Source organism: Gemella haemolysans ATCC 10379 (assembly GCF_000173915.1).
GTDB lineage: Bacteria > Bacillota > Bacilli > Staphylococcales > Gemellaceae > Gemella > Gemella haemolysans.
This window is the reverse complement of the sequence record NZ_ACDZ02000011.1, coordinates 67,412-90,387: the sequence shown is the minus strand read 5'-3', so window position 1 is coordinate 90,387 and position 22,976 is coordinate 67,412. Positions and strand designations below refer to the sequence as shown.

The 22,976-nt window shown below is 29.6% G+C and carries 22 protein-coding genes and 1 riboswitch; all 22 genes read right to left on the bottom strand.

The features are described 5' to 3' along the window. Nucleotides 1–99: 99 nt before the first annotated feature. The 22 genes from GEMHA0001_RS04935 to GEMHA0001_RS04830 all read right to left on the bottom strand — a co-directional run bounded on the left by GEMHA0001_RS04935 (nt 100) and on the right by GEMHA0001_RS04830 (nt 22,920). On the bottom strand, nt 100–1,752 hold the full coding sequence (locus tag GEMHA0001_RS04935) for an L-lactate permease (RefSeq protein ID WP_004264375.1): 1,653 nt from the start codon (nt 1,750–1,752) through the stop codon (nt 100–102). Nucleotides 1,753–2,276: 524 nt separating this feature from the next. Beyond that, complete coding sequence (gene smpB / locus GEMHA0001_RS04930) at nt 2,277–2,741, bottom strand: SsrA-binding protein SmpB (RefSeq protein ID WP_003144718.1); 465 nt, start codon at nt 2,739–2,741, stop codon at nt 2,277–2,279. An 11-nt stretch (nt 2,742–2,752) separates the two neighbouring features. Continuing rightward, nucleotides 2,753–4,879 carry a ribonuclease R gene (gene rnr, locus GEMHA0001_RS04925; protein WP_004264428.1) on the bottom strand — a complete coding sequence of 709 codons (2,127 nt, stop codon included), beginning with the start codon at nt 4,877–4,879 and terminating at the stop codon, nt 2,753–2,755. 93 nt (nt 4,880–4,972) lie between these two features. After that, entirely contained in the window at nt 4,973–5,203 is a 231-nt protein-coding gene (gene secG, locus GEMHA0001_RS04920) for a preprotein translocase subunit SecG (RefSeq protein ID WP_003144724.1), read from the bottom strand. A 76-nt stretch (nt 5,204–5,279) separates the two neighbouring features. Continuing rightward, nucleotides 5,280–6,359, bottom strand: coding sequence for a PIN/TRAM domain-containing protein (locus tag GEMHA0001_RS04915; protein WP_004264347.1), 1,080 nt, complete (start codon nt 6,357–6,359; stop codon nt 5,280–5,282). A gap of 245 nt (nt 6,360–6,604) precedes the next feature. After that, on the bottom strand, nt 6,605–7,987 hold the full coding sequence (radA, locus tag GEMHA0001_RS04910; RefSeq protein WP_003144691.1) for a DNA repair protein RadA: 1,383 nt from the start codon (nt 7,985–7,987) through the stop codon (nt 6,605–6,607). A gap of 2 nt (nt 7,988–7,989) precedes the next feature. After that, a complete protein-coding gene (locus GEMHA0001_RS04905) occupies nt 7,990–10,464 on the bottom strand; it encodes an ATP-dependent Clp protease ATP-binding subunit (RefSeq protein ID WP_004264399.1) in 2,475 nt (824 codons plus the stop codon). Nucleotides 10,465–10,468: 4 nt separating this feature from the next. Continuing rightward, complete coding sequence (locus GEMHA0001_RS04900) at nt 10,469–10,990, bottom strand: CtsR family transcriptional regulator (protein WP_003144712.1); 522 nt, start codon at nt 10,988–10,990, stop codon at nt 10,469–10,471. 214 nt (nt 10,991–11,204) lie between these two features. After that, complete coding sequence (locus tag GEMHA0001_RS04895; RefSeq protein ID WP_004264435.1) at nt 11,205–12,467, bottom strand: nucleobase:cation symporter-2 family protein; 1,263 nt, start codon at nt 12,465–12,467, stop codon at nt 11,205–11,207. Nucleotides 12,468–12,608: 141 nt separating this feature from the next. Continuing rightward, a riboswitch (purine riboswitch) is annotated at nt 12,609–12,710 on the bottom strand. Nucleotides 12,711–12,810: 100 nt separating this feature from the next. Then, nucleotides 12,811–13,743 carry a dihydroorotate oxidase gene (locus GEMHA0001_RS04890; protein WP_003144698.1) on the bottom strand — a complete coding sequence of 311 codons (933 nt, stop codon included), beginning with the start codon at nt 13,741–13,743 and terminating at the stop codon, nt 12,811–12,813. Nucleotides 13,744–14,067: 324 nt separating this feature from the next. After that, nucleotides 14,068–14,445: a DUF302 domain-containing protein gene (locus GEMHA0001_RS04885; RefSeq protein WP_004264297.1), complete on the bottom strand. Its 378-nt coding sequence runs from the start codon at nt 14,443–14,445 to the stop codon at nt 14,068–14,070. Between the two features lie 138 nt (nt 14,446–14,583). Continuing rightward, on the bottom strand, nt 14,584–15,630 hold the full coding sequence (locus tag GEMHA0001_RS04880) for an LLM class flavin-dependent oxidoreductase (RefSeq protein WP_004264437.1): 1,047 nt from the start codon (nt 15,628–15,630) through the stop codon (nt 14,584–14,586). Nucleotides 15,631–15,642: 12 nt separating this feature from the next. Then, the gene (gene hchA, locus GEMHA0001_RS04875) at nt 15,643–16,506 is read right to left on the bottom strand and encodes a glyoxalase III HchA (RefSeq protein WP_003144678.1); all 864 of its coding nucleotides are present in this window, start codon (nt 16,504–16,506) and stop codon (nt 15,643–15,645) included. 90 nt (nt 16,507–16,596) lie between these two features. Next, nucleotides 16,597–16,977, bottom strand: coding sequence for a MarR family winged helix-turn-helix transcriptional regulator (locus tag GEMHA0001_RS04870; protein ID WP_004264456.1), 381 nt, complete (start codon nt 16,975–16,977; stop codon nt 16,597–16,599). A 92-nt stretch (nt 16,978–17,069) separates the two neighbouring features. Next, a complete protein-coding gene (locus GEMHA0001_RS04865) occupies nt 17,070–17,432 on the bottom strand; it encodes a TIGR02328 family protein (protein WP_003144701.1) in 363 nt (120 codons plus the stop codon). Then, entirely contained in the window at nt 17,416–17,820 is a 405-nt protein-coding gene (locus GEMHA0001_RS04860; protein WP_003144669.1) for a YbgA family protein, read from the bottom strand. The genes GEMHA0001_RS04865 and GEMHA0001_RS04860 overlap by 17 nt, the downstream gene beginning before the upstream one ends. A 26-nt stretch (nt 17,821–17,846) precedes the next feature. Continuing rightward, on the bottom strand, nt 17,847–18,530 hold the full coding sequence (locus GEMHA0001_RS04855) for a DUF6994 family protein (protein WP_004264352.1): 684 nt from the start codon (nt 18,528–18,530) through the stop codon (nt 17,847–17,849). Nucleotides 18,531–18,689: 159 nt separating this feature from the next. Beyond that, nucleotides 18,690–19,625, bottom strand: coding sequence for a hypothetical protein (locus tag GEMHA0001_RS04850; RefSeq protein WP_003144651.1), 936 nt, complete (start codon nt 19,623–19,625; stop codon nt 18,690–18,692). A gap of 112 nt (nt 19,626–19,737) precedes the next feature. Next, the gene (locus tag GEMHA0001_RS04845) at nt 19,738–20,478 is read right to left on the bottom strand and encodes a TraX family protein (protein ID WP_004264407.1); all 741 of its coding nucleotides are present in this window, start codon (nt 20,476–20,478) and stop codon (nt 19,738–19,740) included. Nucleotides 20,479–20,659: 181 nt separating this feature from the next. Beyond that, nucleotides 20,660–21,046: a hypothetical protein gene (locus GEMHA0001_RS04840; protein WP_003144719.1), complete on the bottom strand. Its 387-nt coding sequence runs from the start codon at nt 21,044–21,046 to the stop codon at nt 20,660–20,662. A gap of 115 nt (nt 21,047–21,161) precedes the next feature. Beyond that, nucleotides 21,162–21,836: an ABC transporter ATP-binding protein gene (locus GEMHA0001_RS04835; RefSeq protein WP_004264331.1), complete on the bottom strand. Its 675-nt coding sequence runs from the start codon at nt 21,834–21,836 to the stop codon at nt 21,162–21,164. A gap of 7 nt (nt 21,837–21,843) precedes the next feature. Beyond that, a complete protein-coding gene (locus GEMHA0001_RS04830; protein WP_003144660.1) occupies nt 21,844–22,920 on the bottom strand; it encodes an ABC transporter permease in 1,077 nt (358 codons plus the stop codon). Nucleotides 22,921–22,976: the final 56 nt, after the last annotated feature.

Genomic DNA, 22,976 nt, shown 5'->3' with positions numbered 1-22,976 from the left:
AGCGAAAACACTTTATTTTAAGATATTTTTTTTCGTTAACACTTTCATCAAAAAAAGGAGACCGAGTATGACTCGATCTTCCTTAATACTATTCTTTTATTATGGGTGTACTGGAATCATCCATCCAAGTACTCCAGTTGATTGAAGTGCGATGATAGCACACACAATTATTAACAGGATGAAACTGTGTTTAACTGTAAATTTAAGTAAGTCTGGCTCTTTTCCTACTAATCCAACCGCTGCTGCTGCAACTGCGATAGATTGCGGAGAAATCATTTTACCTACTACTCCTCCAGATGCGTTAGCTGCTACTGCTAATAGTGGGTCCATTCCAACTTTACTTGCTGTAACTTGTTGTAATTTAGCAAATAGTAAGTTAGCTGATGTATCAGAACCAGTAATGAATACTCCAATCCAACCAAGGGCTGGTGATAACACTTTAAACGCTGCTCCTGTTGCTGCTAATGCATATCCTAAAGTATTTGACATACCAGATGCATTCATGATGTAAGCAAATCCTACTACGAATGAAATTGTTAATAACGCAATTTTTACTTCATTGAATGTTTGAACAAAAGTTGCTCCTGCATCTTTCCAACTAATTTTAATAATAAATTTAGAGATTAATGCAGCCACTAAAATTGCTGTACCAATTGAACCTACTAGGTCAAGTTTGAATACTGCTGCAATTTCTTTTCCTGAAACTGAACTAATAATATTATTGTGGATAAATGGTACCTTCGGATTTAAAGCAATTGTTTTGAAGAATGCTTTAGAAGATTTCATTGTCCAAATGAAGATAACAAATGTTAATACAACGAATGGTGACCATGCTACTAATACTTCTTTTAAACTGTGTTTTGGATGTGCTGTATTTTCATCGACTTCTTTTTCATCAGCAAATCTCCAAGTAGTTTTTGGTTTCCAGAATTGAAGTAAAATAACCATTGAAATTAATGATACTAATGATGAAAGAATGTCAGGTAATTGTTCTCCCATAAAGTTAGAACTTACGAATTGTGCTATCGCAAATGATCCACCTGATACTAATAATGCAGGCCATACTTCTAATGTTTTCTTGAATCCAGCCATGATTAATACTAAGTAGAATGGAATAAAGATAGATACTAGAGGTAATTGACGTCCAATCATTGCTGCGATTTCAGCTGCTGCGATAGGTGATCCATTAGCGTAAGTTGTTAATCCGTCCATTGCTGTAACAGGTGCTCCTACAGCTCCGAAAGCTACTGGCGCAGTGTTAGCAATTAAACAAACACCAGCTGCATAAAGTGGTCTAAATCCTAAACCTACTAATAATGAGGCTGTAATTGCTACTGGTGCACCAAATCCTGCTGCCCCCTCTAAGAAAGCACCAAATGAGAATGCAATAATTAATGCTTGGATACGACGGTCATCAGTTAATGATGTGATACTATCTCTGATGATGTCGAAATGACCAGTTTTAACAGTCATTTTATATAAGAATACTGATGTTAAAATAATCCAACCGATTGGCATTACACCGTAAACCATACCATGTAATGTTGAGAATGCTGCGAATTGGAATGGCATTTTAAAGAATAAAATTGCAATTACAATTGCTACTAATAAAGTTAATAAACCTGTTAGCCAACCTTTAACCTTCAATCCTGCAAGTGCTACTAAGTAAAACACAATAGGAATTAATGCAACAAGTGCAGAAATATATAAATTATCAGCCACAGGCTGTAATAACTGAGTGAATTTTTCCATGAATACACTTCTCCTTTGTATAAATATATTTTGTTTGGTTTGTGAAAATCTATTATTATAAATAACAAAGTTATATATTAACTAAAAATCAAATATTGTAATAATTCATCTTTATTTTAATTTAGAATAAAACCTACTTTTTGTTAAATCAGATATGTAACAGTTTTTTACCTGTTCTATTTTTTATTACTTATACCACATATTTGATAGTATTTATTTAATGATTTTCTTGATTACATTTAATATTGTAGCACGCTTTCATTTAAAAGTAAAGCGTTTTTTTGGTTATTTTTACAACATTTTTAAAAAATCCTTATTTATCAATGGGAAAAGTATGCTTTTTTTTGAAAATTTTTCTTAACTTTTTTTATAACAGTTCTTTAAATGATTTTATGAACTTTATTTTTTTCAAAATTCAATTTATGTTACTACTATTTTTGTACACTATATATAAAAAAAACATATCGTAGTTAATATTAATACGATATGTCTCTCTTGTTTTCGATGTAACAATATATAGTTATTTAATATCTCTGCTTATCTTTTAGAACACGATTAATTTCTTTATTTGCTTCTTTTTGCTTCAATACATGGCGTTTATCGTAGTTTTTCTTACCTTTAGCAACACCTATTAATAGCTTTGCATAGCCGTTTTTAATATAAAGTTTCAACGGAACAATACTCATCCCTATTTCGTTTTGCACATTAGTTAATGAAGCTATTTGTTTTTTCTTTAATAATAATTTTCTTACTCTTAATGGTTCATGATTAAATCTATTTCCCTCTTCAAAATGAGAAATATGCATATTGTAAACAAACATTTCTCCTCGCCTTGTTTGACAGTATGAATCTTTTAAATTGATTCTTCCTCTACGAATAGATTTTATTTCTGTACCTGTTAAAACTAATCCTGCTTCAAAAGTTTCTTCTATAAAATAATCATGATTAGCTTTTTTATTTTGGGCAATAACTTTTATTTCTTTATCCATAATCTAATCCTCTATTTTTTACTAATTAATGATTTGTGTTTCAATATTTTAAAGTCTATTTCTTGATTTTCTAAATCAACATTTGCTACTTTAACTATTACTTCGTCTCCAAGTCTATAAACTTTTTTCTTTCTACGACCAATTAATAACATATTTTTCTGATCATATGTATAATAATCATCATTCATTGCCTTAATATGCACTAATCCCTCAATATTACTTCGTTCAAGAGTAATAAATACACCAAAGTTTGTAACACTCGAGACAATACCTCTAAATGTCTGTTCTTGATATTTTAACATATACTCACATTTTTTCATTCTATCGACTTCACGTTCGCAATCAACCGCTCGTTTTTCATATTCTGAAGAACTCTCAGCTAAATCCGGTAATCTACTAATAAAATTATCTATAGTTTGATCAGACACATCACCATTAAACAAGTATGTTCTAATCATTCTATGCACCAATAAATCCGGATAACGTCTGATTGGTGATGTAAAATGCGTATAATATTTCGTAGCAAGTGCAAAATGACCTATATTATTTATTGAATATCTAGCTTGATTCATAGTTCTAAGAAGAATTGTAGAAAGCATAGTTTCTACAACTTCTCCTTTAAATTTTCTAAGCATATTTGCTAACATATAAGGTTCAATCTCCTCAATTTTACCTTTTGTTCTATAACCAAGACTTGCAGCAATATCAAAGAATTGTCTTAATTTTTCCATTTTAGGCTCTTCATGAATACGATAAATAAATGGAACTTGCATCCAGTAGAAATGCTCTCCAATTACTTCATTTGCACTTAGCATAAAATCTTCAATTAGTTTTTCTGATATACCTCTTTCACGAAGAACAATATCTAAAACTTCTCCATTTTCATCAACCACTACTTTTGATTCAGGTTTATCAAAATCAATAGCACCTCTTGTTTCTCTATTTGCACGAATTTTTGTTGATAATTCTAATGCTGTCTTTAGCATAGGTACATATTCTTTATATTCTTCTATCGTTTCTTTATTATCTGCATAGACTTCATTAACTTTTTTATAAGTCAATCTCCCTTTAGATTTTATTACAGCTGGATATATGTCATAACTTTCAGGAAATCCTTTAGTATTAAAATCGATATCACAACAAATTGTATAACGTAATACTTGGGGATTTAACGAACAAATGTTATTAGATAATTTTCTAGGTAACATTGGAACTACTCTGTCAGCTAAATAAACACTACAGCCCCTATTAGCTGCCTCTTTATCTAATGGACTATCTTCAGTTACATACCTACTAACATCAGCTATAAATACTTTTAATCTATAACCTTTTTTAGTTTTAATCACTGAAATAGCATCATCTAAATCTTTAGCATCATCTCCATCAATAGTAACTACCATTTCATTAGTACAGTCTCTGTACTTATCTTCAAGTTTTATTTCATCACTTATTTTCTCAGTTTGCTCCAAAACTTCTTGAGGGAACTCATTCGGGATATTATGTTTATAAATCACGGAAAGAATATCTACACCTGGATCATCTTTATGACCAATTGATTTTATGATAATTCCCTTATGATCTTCAAAACTAACCTTTGAATAATCTGTAATTTCAACTAGTACCTTACTACCATCAACTAAATTAAAGTTTTTAGCATTCGTTATTTTTATATATTTTACAATATTTTTATCATCACTTTTAACAAAAGAAAAAAACTTAGCATTAGTCAGCGTTCCAACTGTATACTTAGTATTTCTTTCCAATACTTTTTGGACTATCCCTTCTAGATTGCGGTCATCCTTATAAACACTATCTACTTTTACTAAAACAACATCACCTGTCATGGCACTTTGTGTGAAACCTTTAGGAATGTATACCTCTATTCCTAAATCTGCAGAATATACAAAAGCAAATCCTTTTTGATGTAATCTAATGACCCCTTCAATTTCTAATGCTTCTTTAACGTAAAGAAACTTTTCACTTGGTAGTTGAGTAACAACTGATTTTCTCTCTAACTTTCCAACATTCTTTACTAATTCAACAAATTCCTTTGCTGATTCAATATTTAACTTTTCTTTTAAATCTTCTATACTTAAAACTTTTTCTTCTTTAAATATTTTTTCAATTTTTTCTAACATATAATCCTCCTTAATTTAGATTATACAACATATAATTATTTCTATAAAAATAAACCTAAAATGAAATTACATTTTAGGTTTATTATCTTTAGTCTATAATTTTAACCAAGTAAGACACACTAGTGATATAAAAAATATTAGTCCTAGTACTACTGTAATTCTTTGTAAAACTAATTCAGCACCTCTTACTTTTTGTTTTCCAAACAGTTCTTCTGCTCCACCAGTTAATCCAGATAGACCTCCAGATTTACTTTCTTGTAATAAAACTACTACAATTAGCAGAATACTGCTCACTATTGCCATTGTCATTAAAAAAGTGTGCATACTCTCCTCCTAAAATAATCATTCGTTAATACAATACAACTTATATTAACACATTTTTTCAAAAAAAGCAAATTTATTAAACAATCTTAGTGAAGATAATTCTTCCTGAAGATGTTTGTAAGACACTTTGTACTTCTACTTCAACAGTTTTACCAACTGAGCGTTTACCATTTTCAACAACAATCATTGTTCCATCTTCAGTATAAGCCACACCTTGATTATTCTCTTTACCTTCTCTTAATACTTGAACTTTCAGTCTCTCCCCTGTTGTTAACATTGGTTTAACAGCGTTACTTAAATCATTTACATTCAGAACTTTAATTGACTGTAAAGTTGCAAGTTTATTAAGATTATAATCAGTTGTAATAATAGCACATTTATATCTCATTGCATAATCTATTAATAAATTATCAACACCTTTATGTTCATTATATTTGTACTTATTATCAATTTCGAGATCAATTTCTCTCATTTTTTGAAGATGTTCAACACAATCTAAGCCTAAACGACCTTTTGCACGTTTTAATGGATCTTCAGAATCCGAAATAAGCTGTAATTCTTTTAAAACAAATTCTGGAACAATAATCTTACCTTCTAAAAATCCAGTTTTCGCAACATCTTGAATACGTGAATCAATTAATGCACTCGTATCTACAACTTTTGATAAGATTTTCTTTGTGTTAACTTTTTGTTCTTTTTCTTTAGGTTTGTTCCCAAATTTAAATGCCGTAAAGATATTTAAAAATTCTCCTTCACGTCTATATCCTAACACCAATCCTAAGTATCCAAAGACGATATATACTACAGCAGAAATAATTCTTCCCATTATTCCTGCACCTGCTATAACATCTACCCCTGATGAAAGTAAACTAGCTAGAAGCAGACCAAGAATTAATCCAATTGTAGTAAATACAATTTTTTGGATTGGTGTATTCGTTAGACGATCTTCGATTCTTTTTAACATTGCTACGAATCTATCTGAAAATAATAAAGACACTAATACAAAAACTACTGTAGTTCCAATTGTAACAATAAGTCTTAACATCGTCTCACTCAATGATGCAAAAATATTATAATATATTAATGCACTAGTTGAAAGTGTTCCTACTGTTATTCCTAGAAAAAAGGAAATAATAATTAAAACTTTTTTCAACATAAAAATCACTCCTTTTATTATTTAATTTGAAATATAAAATTATTAATAATGCTTTAATAATAATACATTAGAAAGTATAGAGATATAAAACATCTCTTCTATCTATTCTACTACATTCTACTTAAAATTAACATAACTAAATCAAAAAAATTAAAGTTTTTTTAAAATATTTTTATAAATATAAATACTAAGAAATGAATAAAGAAAAAACATCTAGTTTTCTCTCTATTCATCTCATATCTTTATTAAAACACATTACTGAAGGCTATATCTAAGCACTCTCTAATATCCTTTACAGGAACTATCTCAATCCCGTCAGGAAAATCAGAATTCTTCATATTTCCTACCGGTACAATTACACGTTTAAAACCGTGTTTTTTTGCTTCATTGATTCTTTGTTCAATTCTGCTAACTCTTCTAACTTCTCCTGTTAAGCCAACTTCTCCAATGAAACAATCATTCATGTTTACAGCTATATCTTTAAAACTAGAAGCAACTGCCATAACTACTCCTAAATCTACTGCCGGATCATCAATCTTAACTCCACCAGAAACTTTAACATAAACATCTTGTTGTTGTAATAAATAACCAGCTTTTTTCTCTAATACAGCCATTAGTAATATTAACTTATTATATTCTAATCCAGTCGAAATTCTTCGCGGATTATTAAAAGCTGTTGGTGTAGTTAATGATTGTATTTCTACAAGAAGTGGTCTACTACCTTCCATAGTACTAATTATAGTCGCTCCAGCAAGATTTTTACTTCTTTCTTCTAAGAACATTTGAGACGGGTTAGCTAAATCTTCTAATCCACTATGTTTCATCTCGAAAATTCCAATTTCATTAGTTGAACCAAAACGGTTTTTAACCGCTCTAAGTATTCGATAACTATGTTGACCTTCACCTTCAAAATACAGAACTGTATCTACCATATGTTCTAACATACGTGGACCCGCAATAGTTCCTTCCTTAGTAACATGCCCAACTATAAATATTGCTATATTTAAACTCTTAGCAATTTTCATCAATTGTTGAGTACATTCTCTAACCTGAGTAATACTACCTGGAGAATTTTCCATATTAGGATTATAAATTGTCTGAATTGAATCAATTACTAAAAACTGAGGCTTTACTTTTTTTACCACTTGATATATTAAATTAAGATCAGTCTGTGCATAAACAAAAAGTTCATCTGTATTATTCTTTAATCTATCAGCTCTTATTTTAACCTGTCTTACTGACTCCTCCCCAGTTACATATAGTACATCGTGTTCTTTTGCTAAGTATGCTGAAATCTGTAGAAGTAATGTAGATTTTCCAATACCTGGATCTCCTCCTAAAAGTACTAATGATCCGCCTACAACTCCTCCACCTAAGACCCTGTTTAATTCACTACTGTCCGTTAGAGTCCTCGGTACATCCTGTGTAGAAACTGATTTTAGTTTCCCAGCTTCTACACGCTCCGTATCGTTTGTTTTAACTTCAAATTCTGTATGTTTTGTCGCTTTTTTTGCTTCGACTACTTCTTCCATAGATGCCCATTTTTTACAATTTGGACATCTCCCCATATATTTCAAACTTTGGTAACCACAGGCATTACATTCGTATTTAACATTTACCTTAGCCATAACTACCTCTTAGTCTTCTTTACAACAAAACTATCTTTTTTATAATCAATATTGATAGTTCCTGTTAATTCAGGATTTTGTAACAGTTCTTCACTTAATAAATCTTCAATATTTTTTTGAATACTTCGTTTTAATGGACGAGCTCCGTATTCTTTTATACTACCATCTTCAACTATTTTAGCCATTGCTTTTTTAGTAAGTTTAATAGTGATATTTCTATCTTCTAATCTCTTAGATAGACCATCAATTAGTAATTCAGAAATTTTTTCCAACTCTTCTTTTTCAAGAGTTTTGAAGACGATTATATCATCAATCCTATTTAAGAATTCTGGACGATATTGTTTTTTCAATGCTTCCATCATAGTGTTTTGAACATTCTTATAATCATTCTTAATAGAATCACTACCTCCAAAACCTACAAATTTTTGATCATTAAGTTCACTAACTCCGACATTTGAAGTCATTATAATAATTGTATTTTTAAAATCAATTACGCGTCCTGATGCATCAGTTAAACGTCCATCATCTAGTACTTGTAAAAGGATATTAAAGATTGATGGGTGAGCTTTTTCAATTTCGTCAAATAGAACTACTGAATATGGTTTTTGACGAACCTGTTCAGATAATTGTCCTACTTCTTCATACCCTACGTACCCTGGAGGCGCTCCAACTAATCTACTAATTGAATGTGGCTCCATATACTCACTCATATCAATACGGATCATATTATCTTCTGAGCTAAATAAAGCTTCTGATAAACTTTTAGCAAGTTCTGTTTTCCCTACACCTGTAGGTCCTAGGAAAATAAAACTTCCTATTGGTCTATTTGGTGCTTTAAATCCGCTTCTTGCTCTTCTAACAGCTTTGGCAAGACTAACTACAGCCTCATCCTGCCCTATAACTCTCTTATGTAAAATTTCTTCTAATTTTAGTAGACGTTCACTTTCAGATTCTGTTAATTTTGTAACTGGAACTCCTGTCCAAGCTGCAAGAACTTCAGCTATGTGTTCAGAAGTAATCTTAATCTTATCTTTTGATAAGCTGTCTTGCCAAGAAATTTTGAATTCTTCGATTTTACTAATTACCTTATTAACTTCATCACGTTTTTTAGCTGCTATTTCGAATTCTTGGTTAATAACAGCTCTGTCTTTTTCTTTGTTTAATCGAGTAAGCTCATCTTCATACTCTTTTAATTTATCTGGTGATTTATAATATCTTAGTTTAACTTTAGAACATGCCTCATCTATTAGATCTATTGCTTTATCAGGTAGACATCTGTCTGTGATATAAGTTGTGCTTAATTTTACAGCTGAGCAAATAGCTTCATCTAATATTTCTACATCATGATGTTCTTCATATTTATGTCGTAGTCCTTCAAGAATTTTAATAGAATCTTCAGTACTTGGTTCTTCAACCTTAATTGGTTGGAAACGACGTTCTAAGGCTGCATCTTTTTCAAAATATTTTCTATATTCTTCAGTTGTTGTAGCACCGATACATTGAATTAAACCACGAGATAAGGCAGGTTTAAGAATATTTGATGCATCAGCACTCCCTTCACTACCACCAGCTCCAATAATCGTATGAATTTCATCTATAAATAAAATAATATCTCCTGCATCTTCAATCTCTGCAATTATATTTTTTAATCTTTCTTCAAATTCACCACGATACTTAGTACCTGCAAGTAATGTACCCATGTCTAATACCATTACTCTCTTTCCTAATAAATTACTAGGAACATTTTGTGAAACGATTCTTTCTGCTAAACCTTCTACTATCGCTGTTTTCCCTACTCCAGGTTCTCCAATTAATACAGGATTATTCTTAGTACGTCTATTTAAAATTTCGATCATACGAGTAATTTCTTTATCACGTGCTAATACAGGATCTAGTTTATTATTAAATGCATCTCTAGTTAAATCTTTCGCTAAAGAATTTAATGTTTTAGTTTTTGAGGAACTATTCTCAGATTCAGTAATTTTTTTAAATCCTTCATACAATTTAGATACCAATGCATGGTTCTTTTTCACTAAATCAAATAATTCATCAACCAAAGCATCGACATTTATTCCTAATTTATCAGTTAATAAACGTACAGCTGTACCAGTCTCTTCTTCAAGTAAAGATAATAACAAGTGTTCACTAGTAACAACAAAACTAGAAGTGTCATCAGCATATCTTTGACTATTTTCTATCGTTCTAACTGCTCCATTTGTATAATCTATTTTCATTAAAACATTACGATAAAAATCAGTTCCTTCTAATTCTGCTTCATAAAAGTCTACTACACTTTTTCTAAAATCGTCATAGTAAACACCATGCCTGTTAAGCACCTTGCAAGATATTGTATTTTGCATACTCAACATAGCTAATAATAAATGTTCTGTTCCTACAGCTTTAACTCCAAAATCATTTGCTTCTTCTTTTGCTGTTGTTAATACCATAAGGGCCGTTTCATTAAATCTTATATACATAACATCATCCCCTTTTATTATATTTTATATTTGTTAAAAATCTTATTGTTAGATCCTTAATATTTGCTTTGGTTTGATTAATCATTTCTTCAGCACTATTTTCATCAATACAATCTAAAAATTGATTATGAACCGCTGTAACAATCTCTATACTATCTATAAAGTGATTATAATCAAATTTATCAATATACTCTTTATCCAATAGTATTTTAGCTAATCTAATAGCCTCATCTATTTCAACTATCTCATTCTCTACTGTCTCAATTAAATAATCAATGTAGTCTTTATTTGCGTGAAGAGTTATTTTGGTGATTCTGATGAATCCACCTCCACCTCGCTTACTCTCAATTATAAATCCGTGTTCTGGTGTAAATCTTGTTTTTATTACATAGTTTAATTGAGATGGTACACAGTCAAATTTTTGTGCAACATTACTTCTTTTTATAATTATATGATCTTCTGACGCCTCATTAAATAAGCCAATAATATATTGTTCAAGTATATCAGTCATATTACTATTATTCATAAGAGCACCTCCTTTATTGACTAAAATTGACCTTTATTAAATTATACTACATCTACAATATTTTGTACACAAAAAACATTGATTTTTAGCCATATATAAATAAAAATGAACGACTCAAAAATCATGATTTAAAAAATCTATTCTTCCTGAGTCATTCATTATAATTCTATTTTCTAATTAAAGTATTTAGATTAAAAATACTTATCTCTATTAGTTAGTTGTTTTTTAGTTTTGATTTTCTATTAAAAATCAGATTCATTACAATCGCAACAATTGTACCTAAAACAATACCACTATCAGTAAACATACGGATAAAGCTTGGTAATTGAGCAAATGCTGTAGGAACTGTTGTTACACCTAATCCTAAACCAACAGAACAAGCAATTATCATAAGATTTTCTTGTTTAGCAAAATCAGTATTTCCTAACATTTTCACACCATATGCAAGTACCATACCAAACATACTAATCATCGCTCCTCCTAGTACTGGTTGAGGTACGATTGTAGCTAAAGCTCCAATTTTTGGAATTGATCCAAAAACTAGAAGTAACAGTACCATGACATACATTACTTTTTTACTTTTTACACCTGAAATTTGTACAAGTCCTACGTTTTGAGAATAAGTAGTATATGGGAAGGCATTTACTAATGATCCAATCATAACCGCTAATCCTTCTGCTAAATATCCTCTTCTTAAATCTGGTTCTTTAACCTCTTGATTACAGATATTTCCTAGGGCATAATATACACCAGTTGATTCAATCATACTAACTATTCCAACTATAACAAATGTTAAAATCGCACTTATATTGAATTCGAAACTAGCGAACTTAAGTGGTGTTGGATGTTGGAACCAACCTGCTTGTGTAACTTCTGTTAAACTTACCATTCCCATAAAACTAGCAATAACAGTTCCTGATACTAAACCTAATAAAATTGCTATTGATTGAATAAATCCAGTAGTGAATTTATAAATTACTAAAATAATTGCAAGCGTAATACATGCCAATACTATGTTTTTTGGATTTCCAAAATCTTTCGATCCTTGTCCACCTGCAATATAATTCATCGCAACTGGTACTAATGTAATACCTATAATTGTTACAACACTACCTGTAACTACTGGTGGGAATAACTTAGCCACCTTAGCAAAAAATGGTGCTATTACAACTACCACTAGCCCCGAAACAAAAATCGCTCCATACATAGTTGGTAATCCTGAGCTATTTCCTATAGCTATCATCGGTGCAACTGCTGTGAAAGTACATCCAAGAACAACAGGTAACCCAATTCCTGTAAATTTACCTTTATATACTTGTAAAAATGTTGCTACACCACACATAAAAATATCAACTGACACTAAATAAGTTGTTTGCTCTGCTGAAAGACCTAGACCTCCAGCAACAATTATCGGTACAATTACCGCTCCTGCGTACATCGCTAGTACGTGCTGTAAACTTAAAATAAAAGTTTTCAAGATTCTTTTCTCCTTAGTTATTTATATATTATTTTTTGACAAATATAACTATATAAATACAAAAAATCACCTATAATTACTTATAGGCGATTTAAAATTCTACTACAAATAGTTACTTTAAAAATTAATTCAAAGTAATAATATTATAATAAGAATGCCCATAGTCATCAAATTTACGGTCTGATGGTAGAAACTTGCAAGCCATATTCTTGCCTTTATATGTGCTATATTTTGTCTGTACAATATATAATAACAATTTTCAAAATGATTTTCAAGTGTTATCTATTTTTTCTTTTACATTTTCATCATTAATTAAAATTTATACTATATATATGCTAATTATTTATTCTATTACCTTTAATTTACCTCTAAAGTCATCTAAACTTGAGTACCCTTTTTCTTTCATCACTTCTTGAAGTTCTTTAGTTAGTCTAGCAAAAACTGAAACTCCTTCCTTATGAAGAGTTGTTCCCACTTGCACTAAATCAGCACCACATAGAATATGTTCAAATATATCTTTACCGTTTATAACTCCACCAGTTCCAATAATTTTTATACTAGGATTCAAGCGTTCCCTAAATGCACGAACATTAGCTAATGCAGTTGGTTTTATATATTCTCCTCCTAGTCCACCAAATCCACCTTTAGGTTTGATAACTACTTGTTCTTTATCTAAATCAATATATAAACCATTCCCTACACTATTTACACTATTCACATATGTAAGAGGATATTTATTAAGAATTTTAGCCATTTCATCAAAATGAGCAATATCGAAATACGGAGGTAGTTTTACCCCAATAGGTTTTGTAAAAAATGTGAATACCTCAGCCAATAATTTATCTGTAAGTTCAAAATCATAAGCAATCTGAGGCTTTCCTGGTACATTTGGGCACGATAGATTAAATTCAGTCACACCTTCATATTCACTCTCTTGAATTTTTTTTAATAGAGCAATATTTTCATCATAACTCATACCTGTTACAGATAAAAACTGTAATTTTGCACCTGCTCTTTGGCGTTCAATAACATAATCTAAATAGTAATCTAAACCATTATTTGGCAACCCCATTGAATTTATACTTCCTAAAGCAGTATCATAATATCTAGGCTCAGGATTACCTTCTCTATAATCACGAGTTGCAGTTTTTGTAACAAAAGCACCTGCTTCACTAGTTGCTAATTCATCTAGTTCCTTAGTCGTCATACAGTGCACTCCTGATGCGTTCATTAATGGGTTAGATAATTCTACATCTAAAAAATTTGTTTTTAACATTCTTCATACCTCCTATGTATACTAATAACAGTTTATCATAAAATACTCTCAATAACCATTGATAAAACCAGTTTTAGATTTATATTCAAATAAAAAGAAGAAGTGGGAGTGACTCAAAAATCGTGATTTCTTAGAAACAAGATTTTTTCGAGTCACCCCCGCACAGTTTATTAGATATCTAAAAAGCTTTTTTAAGCGAATTTAGATATCAATAAACCACTGCGTCTATGAGTTTCCATATAAACTATTTTTAAAATCTAGTACTTTTAGATTAGTCCCAATTCTCCTTCTTTAATTTTCTCATCTAAAATAAACAATTCTTAATTATGCTTCTAAATGCTTAATGATATCTAAATACAAATTGTCCATCTTAGGTAATATTTCTTTTATTCTATCAGAATGATCTTCTTTTAACCAAGAAGTAGGTTTTTCATATAATACTTCTGTCTTATCTTCTCTCTTAATAAGTAATAATTTAAGTGGTAGGTTAAAACTTAGATATAAGTCATCTTGCATTAGTAATGTTCCTACTTTTGGATTACCAAATATTACATATTGAATATCCTCTAATTCTAAATCAACATTTTTTGCATATTCACCTTGGTTTATATTTAAAAATTGGTGAATGTTATTTTTTTCTAAATATTCTTCTATTCTTGATTTTACATTGACAAATTCGTCATTAATTAGATATTTTTCCATAATTTACCTCTTTTTTACTATTATTAAGTTTATTTGATTTCATAATACACTAATTATCTACTTTTGTCATCAATTTAGTTTTTAAGAAATTATAAATTTTAGCAATTAAGAAGCAGTATTTCTAAATTCACCAATAGACTATCCATTAATATCATCAATAACCTCTTTTAATAATTCATAAGAGTGGTGTTGTGCTTTTTCATCATAAATATATGAATTTATCATTAATTCATCAAACTCTACCCTACGTTTTAAATCTAAAATCTGATTTTTCACAGTCTCCTTATTACCAATAAATGAGATTTTTGTCATCTGATTAACGACAGCTTTCTCATGATCAACTATTTCATCATGTTCAAATGCAATTGGTCCAAAATGTGGAACTTTAGTTGTCGCAATATAATTTTTCCAAACCGCTTCTTCCGATTGTACTGGAGGAACCATACCTTGAGGATTACTTGTAATAATATTTAAAAATGATTGAATCTGCGTTGTTGATAATCTTTTTGCTTCTTCATCAGTATCTGAAACAACTGCATTAGCACCTAAAATTACATACGGCTCACTTAAAACTTCTGATGGTTTAAAGTAATGTCTATAAATTGCTACTGCATTTTCCATCATAGCTGGAGCAAAATGTGATGCAAATGAATAAGGTAAGCCTAGCTCAGCAGCTACATATGCACTATCAGTACTTGAACCTAATATGTATAGTGGAACATCCAGCCCGGCAGCTGGATATGCATGAACAGGCCTTGTATCTTTAAAATACCCAGATAGCTCCACGACTTCTTTTTTAAAATCCATCTCTCTATTAGTATTTCTTCTAATAGCTCGCGCAGTGTTATAATCAGTACCCGGTGCACGCCCTAAACCTAAATCAACTCTACCAGGATAAAGAGTCTCCAAAGTTCCATATTGCTCAGCAACTATATATGGACTATGATTAGGTAACATCACACCACCTGATCCTACTCTAATATTTTTTGTATTATCTAATGTACGTTGTATTAGTAATTGTGTCGCACTACTCGCTACACTTTTGGTATTATGATGTTCTGCAATCCAATATCTTTCATATCCTAATTCATCAGCCTTTTTTGCTAATTTAACCATTGCATCAATAGCATCTTTAAAATTTTCTCCTTGTCTTAATGGAGCTAAATTTAAAATTGAAATTTTCATAGTTTTTCACCTCTATTTATTTACCATTTTTAACAACTCATCTACAGCTACAATTCCTAGTTGATTTGCTGCAAGAGGACTGTCTACAGTTATTAAGTTTCTATCTATATGAACCTGACCGCTTATTGCTTCATTTACTATTTTCGCACCCAAACTTTCTAGCTTTTCAGCTAATAACCATTTTAATTTTCCTGGCATATATCCAATTTCTTGGTTTGCTCCCTCATCTATACTATCAGGGAAAACAGTCATTTCATAATTTTTAAATAAAAACTCTGATTCGTCAATATTTCCTGAAATTAGTGCAGCAGGTCCATGACATAGTGTTATGATTTTTTTATTTTCTTTAATTGCCCATTTAAGAACCTCTTTTACTTCACTACTTTCAGGCAAGTTAATCATTGCACCATGACCACCTGGTATGAAGACACCTGAATAAGGTGAATTTTCTGAAGTAATATTCTCCAAAATTCTATCTAATTTAACAGGATTCTCAAATTTTTCTATATATTTATTATAAAGCTTCATAACATTTTCATCTTTTTCTGGCATTGCCCACATCTCTAATTTTACAGAGTTTCCTGATAAAGTAACAATATCTATCTCAAATCCAGCAGCATCCATATGTAACATTGGTAATAATGTTTCTACAGGGTGATTCCCTGTTGAAAAATACTTTCCATTAGACATTTGTAAGTATCTTTCATCTGACGCTATCATTAAAATTTTATTCTTTTCACCTCTATACGTGTTTTCAAATTTAAAACCATCAAAATTTGTCACAGGACTCGTATATATACTCAAAGAATAGTCCGATGGGAAATACGCGTTATGTTCTGCTCTATCTTTTACTGGTTGATTTGTTAATTTTGTCATTTTAATTCTCCTAAACTTTCATTAAAAATATTTGCTTGCACAAACAAGTACATTAGTAAAATATAAAAATCAAAATAATAAATTCTGATTTTATATTTTATCACTATTTCTATTTAATACATCTGTAACTATACTTGTAGTGTTTTCTAGGTACTTTTTTCCTTTAGGTGTTAATTTTATACATACACCTCTCTTGTCCTCAGCAGAAGAAAATCTTTCTATTACACCACACGTATTCTCAAATTTAGCTAACATTCTTGATGTTGCACTTAAACTTAATGAAATCTTAGTACTTAAATCTGTCATTCTTAATATATTTCCTTCGGTTTCATTCAAGTAATGTAAGCTATAGTATTCATTTAAAGTTATTGGATGCTCTCCTTTTGATAAGGCATCTTCTAATTCAGTACTTATTTGTTTCATATTATTATGAAATGCTATCCATTTATTTACTACTTCTTCATTATTCATTTGTCACCTCTTAATTTACTTGCGTTTGCAAGTAAATTAATATTACTACTTTTATTATTAATTGTCAATAAAACTATCTTTTCTTATTACTACTAGATAAAAATATCCTTTTGTGCTAAATTTTCAATGCACTCATCATAGTATGCTGCATCATGTTCTTTATAAATCGGCTTATTTATTTTACATTCTTTTAGATCGTTGTGAGGAGAACAAACTTTTCCTCTATAATTTTTATCAAGCCATTCTTCACTAACATTATAGCCTCTATTCTTCATCTCCTGCATGATTAATTCATGATACTTAAAAAGGAAAAATGGCTTATGTTCAAATACATAATCTACCGTTGCATGTTTCTTACCCCAACCATTTCCTCTTAATGCACAACACTCTCTATGTTGACCTAAAAGTTGTTGCCTTGGTAATTTTGATATTAGTTCTTCATGCCAAAGTCTCATCTTGTCCTCCATTGATAAAAGTAGATTCTTCCAAATACTTATTTGGATATTTACTTAGAAGATATTTTACTTCTTTTATTAAAACTTCTTTTTTGTATTTATTATTATGATATTCTTCAATCATTTCGAAAAAATTTTCTTTTTCTTCTTTTGTCGCATATTTTTTAAAATATCCCCAAACGTGATGCAATGCATTCGTTACTTGCCCTTTATCTTCAGGTAAACTTACAGCTTGTTTTATAAGCTCACTTACTTTATTTTGGGATACTTCTTCTTGCTTTAAATACGTTCTAATTTCTAAGTATATTTTACTTGAATGACTTAAAACAAGATATTTATTTTTTGCCCATAACTTTTGACATTGAACTCTTTCTTCCTTATTATTCATTTTATCCTTTCGAAAACAGTTTATTTTTAACTTAAAGCCAGTACATTTCTTAGATATCCTACTAATGAATCATTTAACTCTTTTCCTTGAATGTATTCAAATATTATAGAACCATCATTTTTTTCTATATCTAATACATTATAATTTTCATCAACATAATTATTAAATTTCATTTTATTAATAAAATCAGGAAAATCCTTAAATTTTTTCAACCAAATTTTTGTAGTTCCATTATTATAGGCTTTCTCCATTGGTGTTTTTTTACAATTAAAATACATTTTTAAATCATATAGCAAACAATCAATTCGATCTTTATAAATAGCATATCTGTACGTATTAATTGTTGGTAGATTATGTCTTGGCCATATAAAATGAAAATCTAATTTTGATCTTATAGTTTCATAATCTTTAATCCATTTTGAATATACGTCATCATTTATTTTTACTAGTTGCTTTCTACCACATATTACATCTGCAGATAATATTATTTTTTCGTTATCTACATAGTCAAAAAGTTTTTTTCCTTTTCTTTCTAAGTTATACTTCTCTCCTAATTTTATATATAATTCTTCATCACACTCATCTGCATCTAGACACAGCTCCGTAAAAATTATCTCTAAAAAATCTGAATCGTTTTCATTAAGAAATTTATAAAAATCACTATTATAAAATTCATTACATCGTACTATATTTTCTTTGTATATTTTCATACTAATCATTCTCCAACTTTTAAAATTCTATAGATGCTATTTCTAATTGTAAATCCCACACTAATATTGTATTATATTTCGATATCATTTACTACATATTGATATCAAACTGTATAAAAAGTTCCTTATTAAGTAATATCTTAATAAGGAACCTCTGTATTATATTTTTGTTGTATTAAATTTAACCATGTTCTTTTGGTTTGCTAAGTCCATTTTTATACGCAATAAATTTAATAGATTGTCATTGTCAATCGATACTTTTCCTGAGTCATCTACTTGAATTGCAAGGTATTGTTTTTCTTTTGCCAAATAATCCATGCCTTGCAAATTCACATATCCATCACCTTTGAAATCAACTGATGCTAAATAAAAAATAAATTTAGAAAATCCTTTTTCTGCAATATTTTTACTTGTTGCATTCATCTGAGCTAACGGCTCAAAAAATGTTTTGTAGTTTGGTTTATAAGTAGCTTTAACCGTGTATTGATATGTATCGATAGTTGGGGCGATTAAAGATAAGTAAACAGTATTACCCTCAACTTTATAATCTATAAAATCATAAGCTCCAGCCTTACCATAAGCATTACCATTAACTTTTAGAATCATGGGACCATATTCATTCATATCGTAATTAATATTTTGATATTTAAAATTAACATTTTCTTCCGAAGGAATCATGGACTGTTTTAAATCATTCCAAACCTTTTTATACATTTCTCTTTGATTATCGAATCCTGCTGCTTTAACAATAACATCGATATTTTCTTGGTTTACATAGAAAGCATCGACAACTTTAAGTGCTTCTTGGACTTTTTTATCAGTTATGGTTTTACGTTTTTCTTCTAATTTACTCTGAGCTCTCTTTAATCCAGTTAACTCGTGGTCAAAACTTTTTCCGGTATTTTGCTCAATATAAGTACGTTTAGTACCTTCAGGTGAAACTTTAGCATTCCAATCAAAATCTTTACCTGGTCCTTCAACAGTTTTTAGTTTTTGCTCACTCTGCTTATTTTCAGTTGATTGATTAACACCACAACCAACTACACCAATAGATAACAGTGTTGCTACTGAAATTAATAAAATATTTTTCTTCATATACTTTCCTCCTAAATAACTATATAATTATAGTCACTCTAATTATAACATAACAGTTAAAAAAAAGAAGTGCTAACTTTAATAAACACTTCTTGTAAATATTATTTTATCATTAAAGTACCAATGAAATATTTCCATATAATATTATTCTAAATATACCTATAATAGCTAAATGTATTGGATAATAGTAGTAAAAGAACCACTTAGAACCAATATGTTTTCCTCTTGTACCATCATATCTCATTAATAATGGTAGAGAGAATAGAGTTGTAAACTGTAATAATCCATAAAATACATCTATAAATATAATGTAAATGGCTGCATAAACACTTATCCATATAACATAATCAAGTATTTGTTGTTTTTTATTATTTCTATGATTATACAAAAAGAATGGCATCATTAGAGCTATAGAAGACCAATCCGCTACAAACGTTAATAAACAGAAAACAATAATTACTAAAATCTTTAATGTATTATTTATCTTCTCATTTCTAAAGATTGCGATTAATGCAACCGACATCGCCAATGGGAATAAGACACTCGTTTTATTAAATATACTTCCTGTTGTTATATCAAATGGTATTCCTAAACCGAAGCAAAAAGCAAAGTGACTGATAACAGCAAAGCTCATAATTCTAAAGAAATATTTTTTAATATCTTTTGTATAATAACATCCTTCTGCGATAAAATACCACATAATTGGCGCTGTTAAACGTCCTACTATGTGCATAAGTACTGGTATTGGTTCTTTAACTAAACCTGGATATAATAGCCATGCTAAATGATCAATTGTCATAGCAATTATAGCTATATATTTTAACTGAGTTCCATCAAACTTTAAATTCTTCATCTTCTTCCTTTCTATACTATTTTTATTTTTTTTTAAAATATTAGTTAATATATTAATATAATGAGAATGTTATAAACTACCTTAACTCATAGTATCATATTAATATGCTTTATACAATTATTTATTTAAACAATATATATAATTCAAAAATAAAAAAGACTTTTAAAAATAAAAATCCTTCTTATCTAAACATAGCTATTTCTAGACTATCCATATATTGAGCTAATGACTTATTAAATTTTTCATAATCAGCTACTTGAAATTCTTCTGTAGCACACCCAACTGAGCATCTAACTACTTGTAGTTGGTTATAGAAAGTTATCATCAATGGTACACCTATTATTTTAGAAATACCTCGTATAGTCATCTTTCCAGCTTCTTCTAATTCCATAACTTGTTCTTTTGAGTTTATATTTGCTGTTTTATCATCCACTAGGACTTCAACATTATCATAGTAATCGTAAGCTAATTCAACACCTCTACAAATGTGCTCCCAACCTACTCTATAAGTCAATCTATATTCTGCAAATAACCATCCATTTTCTTTTTCTACACCTAGTAAAAGCATATTATTCATCTCCTAATATTCATAACATATATTATTTGTAGTTTAATTATATTCTAACTTATACTTATTATCAACAAAAAAATGCCTAAGTTATTTCACTTAGACATTTTTTATCTTATCTTTCTTTTGTCAAAATACCATCTTTCATTCGGTAAACATGATCACATTTTTCAATCATTCTATTATCATGTGTTACCATAATAATTGATTTATTTTTTTCTTTACACTCTTTTAAAAGTAAATCTACGACTTCAAACGCTCTATCTGAATCAAGACTTGCTGTAGGTTCATCAGCTAAGATAATTGCCGGATTATTGTAAAGAGCTCTAGCAATAGCTAATCGTTGTCGTTCTCCGCCTGATAAGTCTTTTGGTAATTTATTTTCTAAATGATCTATTCCTAATTCTTTAAATAAAGATTTTTGATCTTGAAGTGTTTGTCTTTTTCGCTTATTTATTCTATCAACTAATTCTAACTGTTGTTTTGCAGTTAAAAATGGAACCAAATTAGATGCCTGCAGAACAAATCCAATATCGTTAAATCGTAACTTTGCTCTTTCTTTCTCAGACAAATTAGTATAATCTTTTCCGTTAATAATTATTTGACCTTTAGATGGAGTTTGTAAACCTCCAGCTAAAGTTAAGAAAGTTGATTTACCTGAACCTGATGGACCGATAATCGCAATAAATTGACCCTCTTCTATTTTAAAATTGGTTTCTTTCAAAGCTTCTATTTCTTTATTTCCATCCTGATATGATTTAGTTACATTTTTAAATTCTAACACATTCATATGACACCTACCCTATTGCTTTCAATGGATCAATTTTTCTAATAGCTAAAACAGAGAATAATGTTCCAATTAAAGAAAAAATAATCAAACTAACGAATATAACACTGTAATAAAGTCCATTTCCTAAAAATGGTACTGCTGATGGCAGGACAAGTGATGTTCCCCATGTTCCAACCAAACCCAGTATACTTCCAACTAATGAAAGTAAGAATGTTTGCGATAAAACAGAAATTCCAATGATTCCGTTCGAGATTCCTTGCGCTTTCATTATACCAAAGATAGGTGTTTTCTGAATAGTAAGTACATACATGAAAATACCTATAATAATAGCAGAAATCACTATTAAGAATCCTATCATTAGTCCAAACGTTAAAATCTGAGCACTATAACCAGGTAATTCATTAATAAAATCAGCTATACTAACTTTTTGGAAAATAGAACTGTCGTAATCCTTTAATTCTCCTTTTACTACGAATGCATTAATTATAGGATTATCAATTAATTTATTATCACCATATTTCAACACTTGAAAATCATTAATATTCATATATATGACTGGAGCTACATTAAATCTAGATTTTTCTGTATAACCTACTATTTTTAATTCAGTATCAGAATTTGCTGTTTTAATAGTATCTCCTATAGCAAATCCTTCTTTTTCAGATAAGCTTTTTTCAATCACTACTTCATTTTTCGCTTCAAAAGTTCTTCCTTGAATTACTGGGGGTATTAAAAAGCTTCCATTGTTAACTCCAAAAATACTGACTTTTTGTTTAATAACCTCATTTGAATTTTTTTCTGTCACGGCTACTGTAACCATCTGACTAAAAGGTTCAACATTATCCGCAGATAAAGATTCTTTATCTGATAATTTCAGATTAGATAAACCAATAGTTTTATTTGCTTCTGAAGAAAGCAATACCGTATCCGCCTTCCAATGATTAATTGAGGATCTATTCTGATCTATCAATCCAAAAGCTAATCCGGATAAGAAAAACATCAAATAAGAAACTAGTGTTAGTAATCCTACAATAAGACTATACCTGAGCTTAGCATCCTTTATTTCATTAATAGCTAAAAACATTTTTTCTCCTTAAAATATAAAATTTTTATTCATAAATAATAAATTGCATTATACTA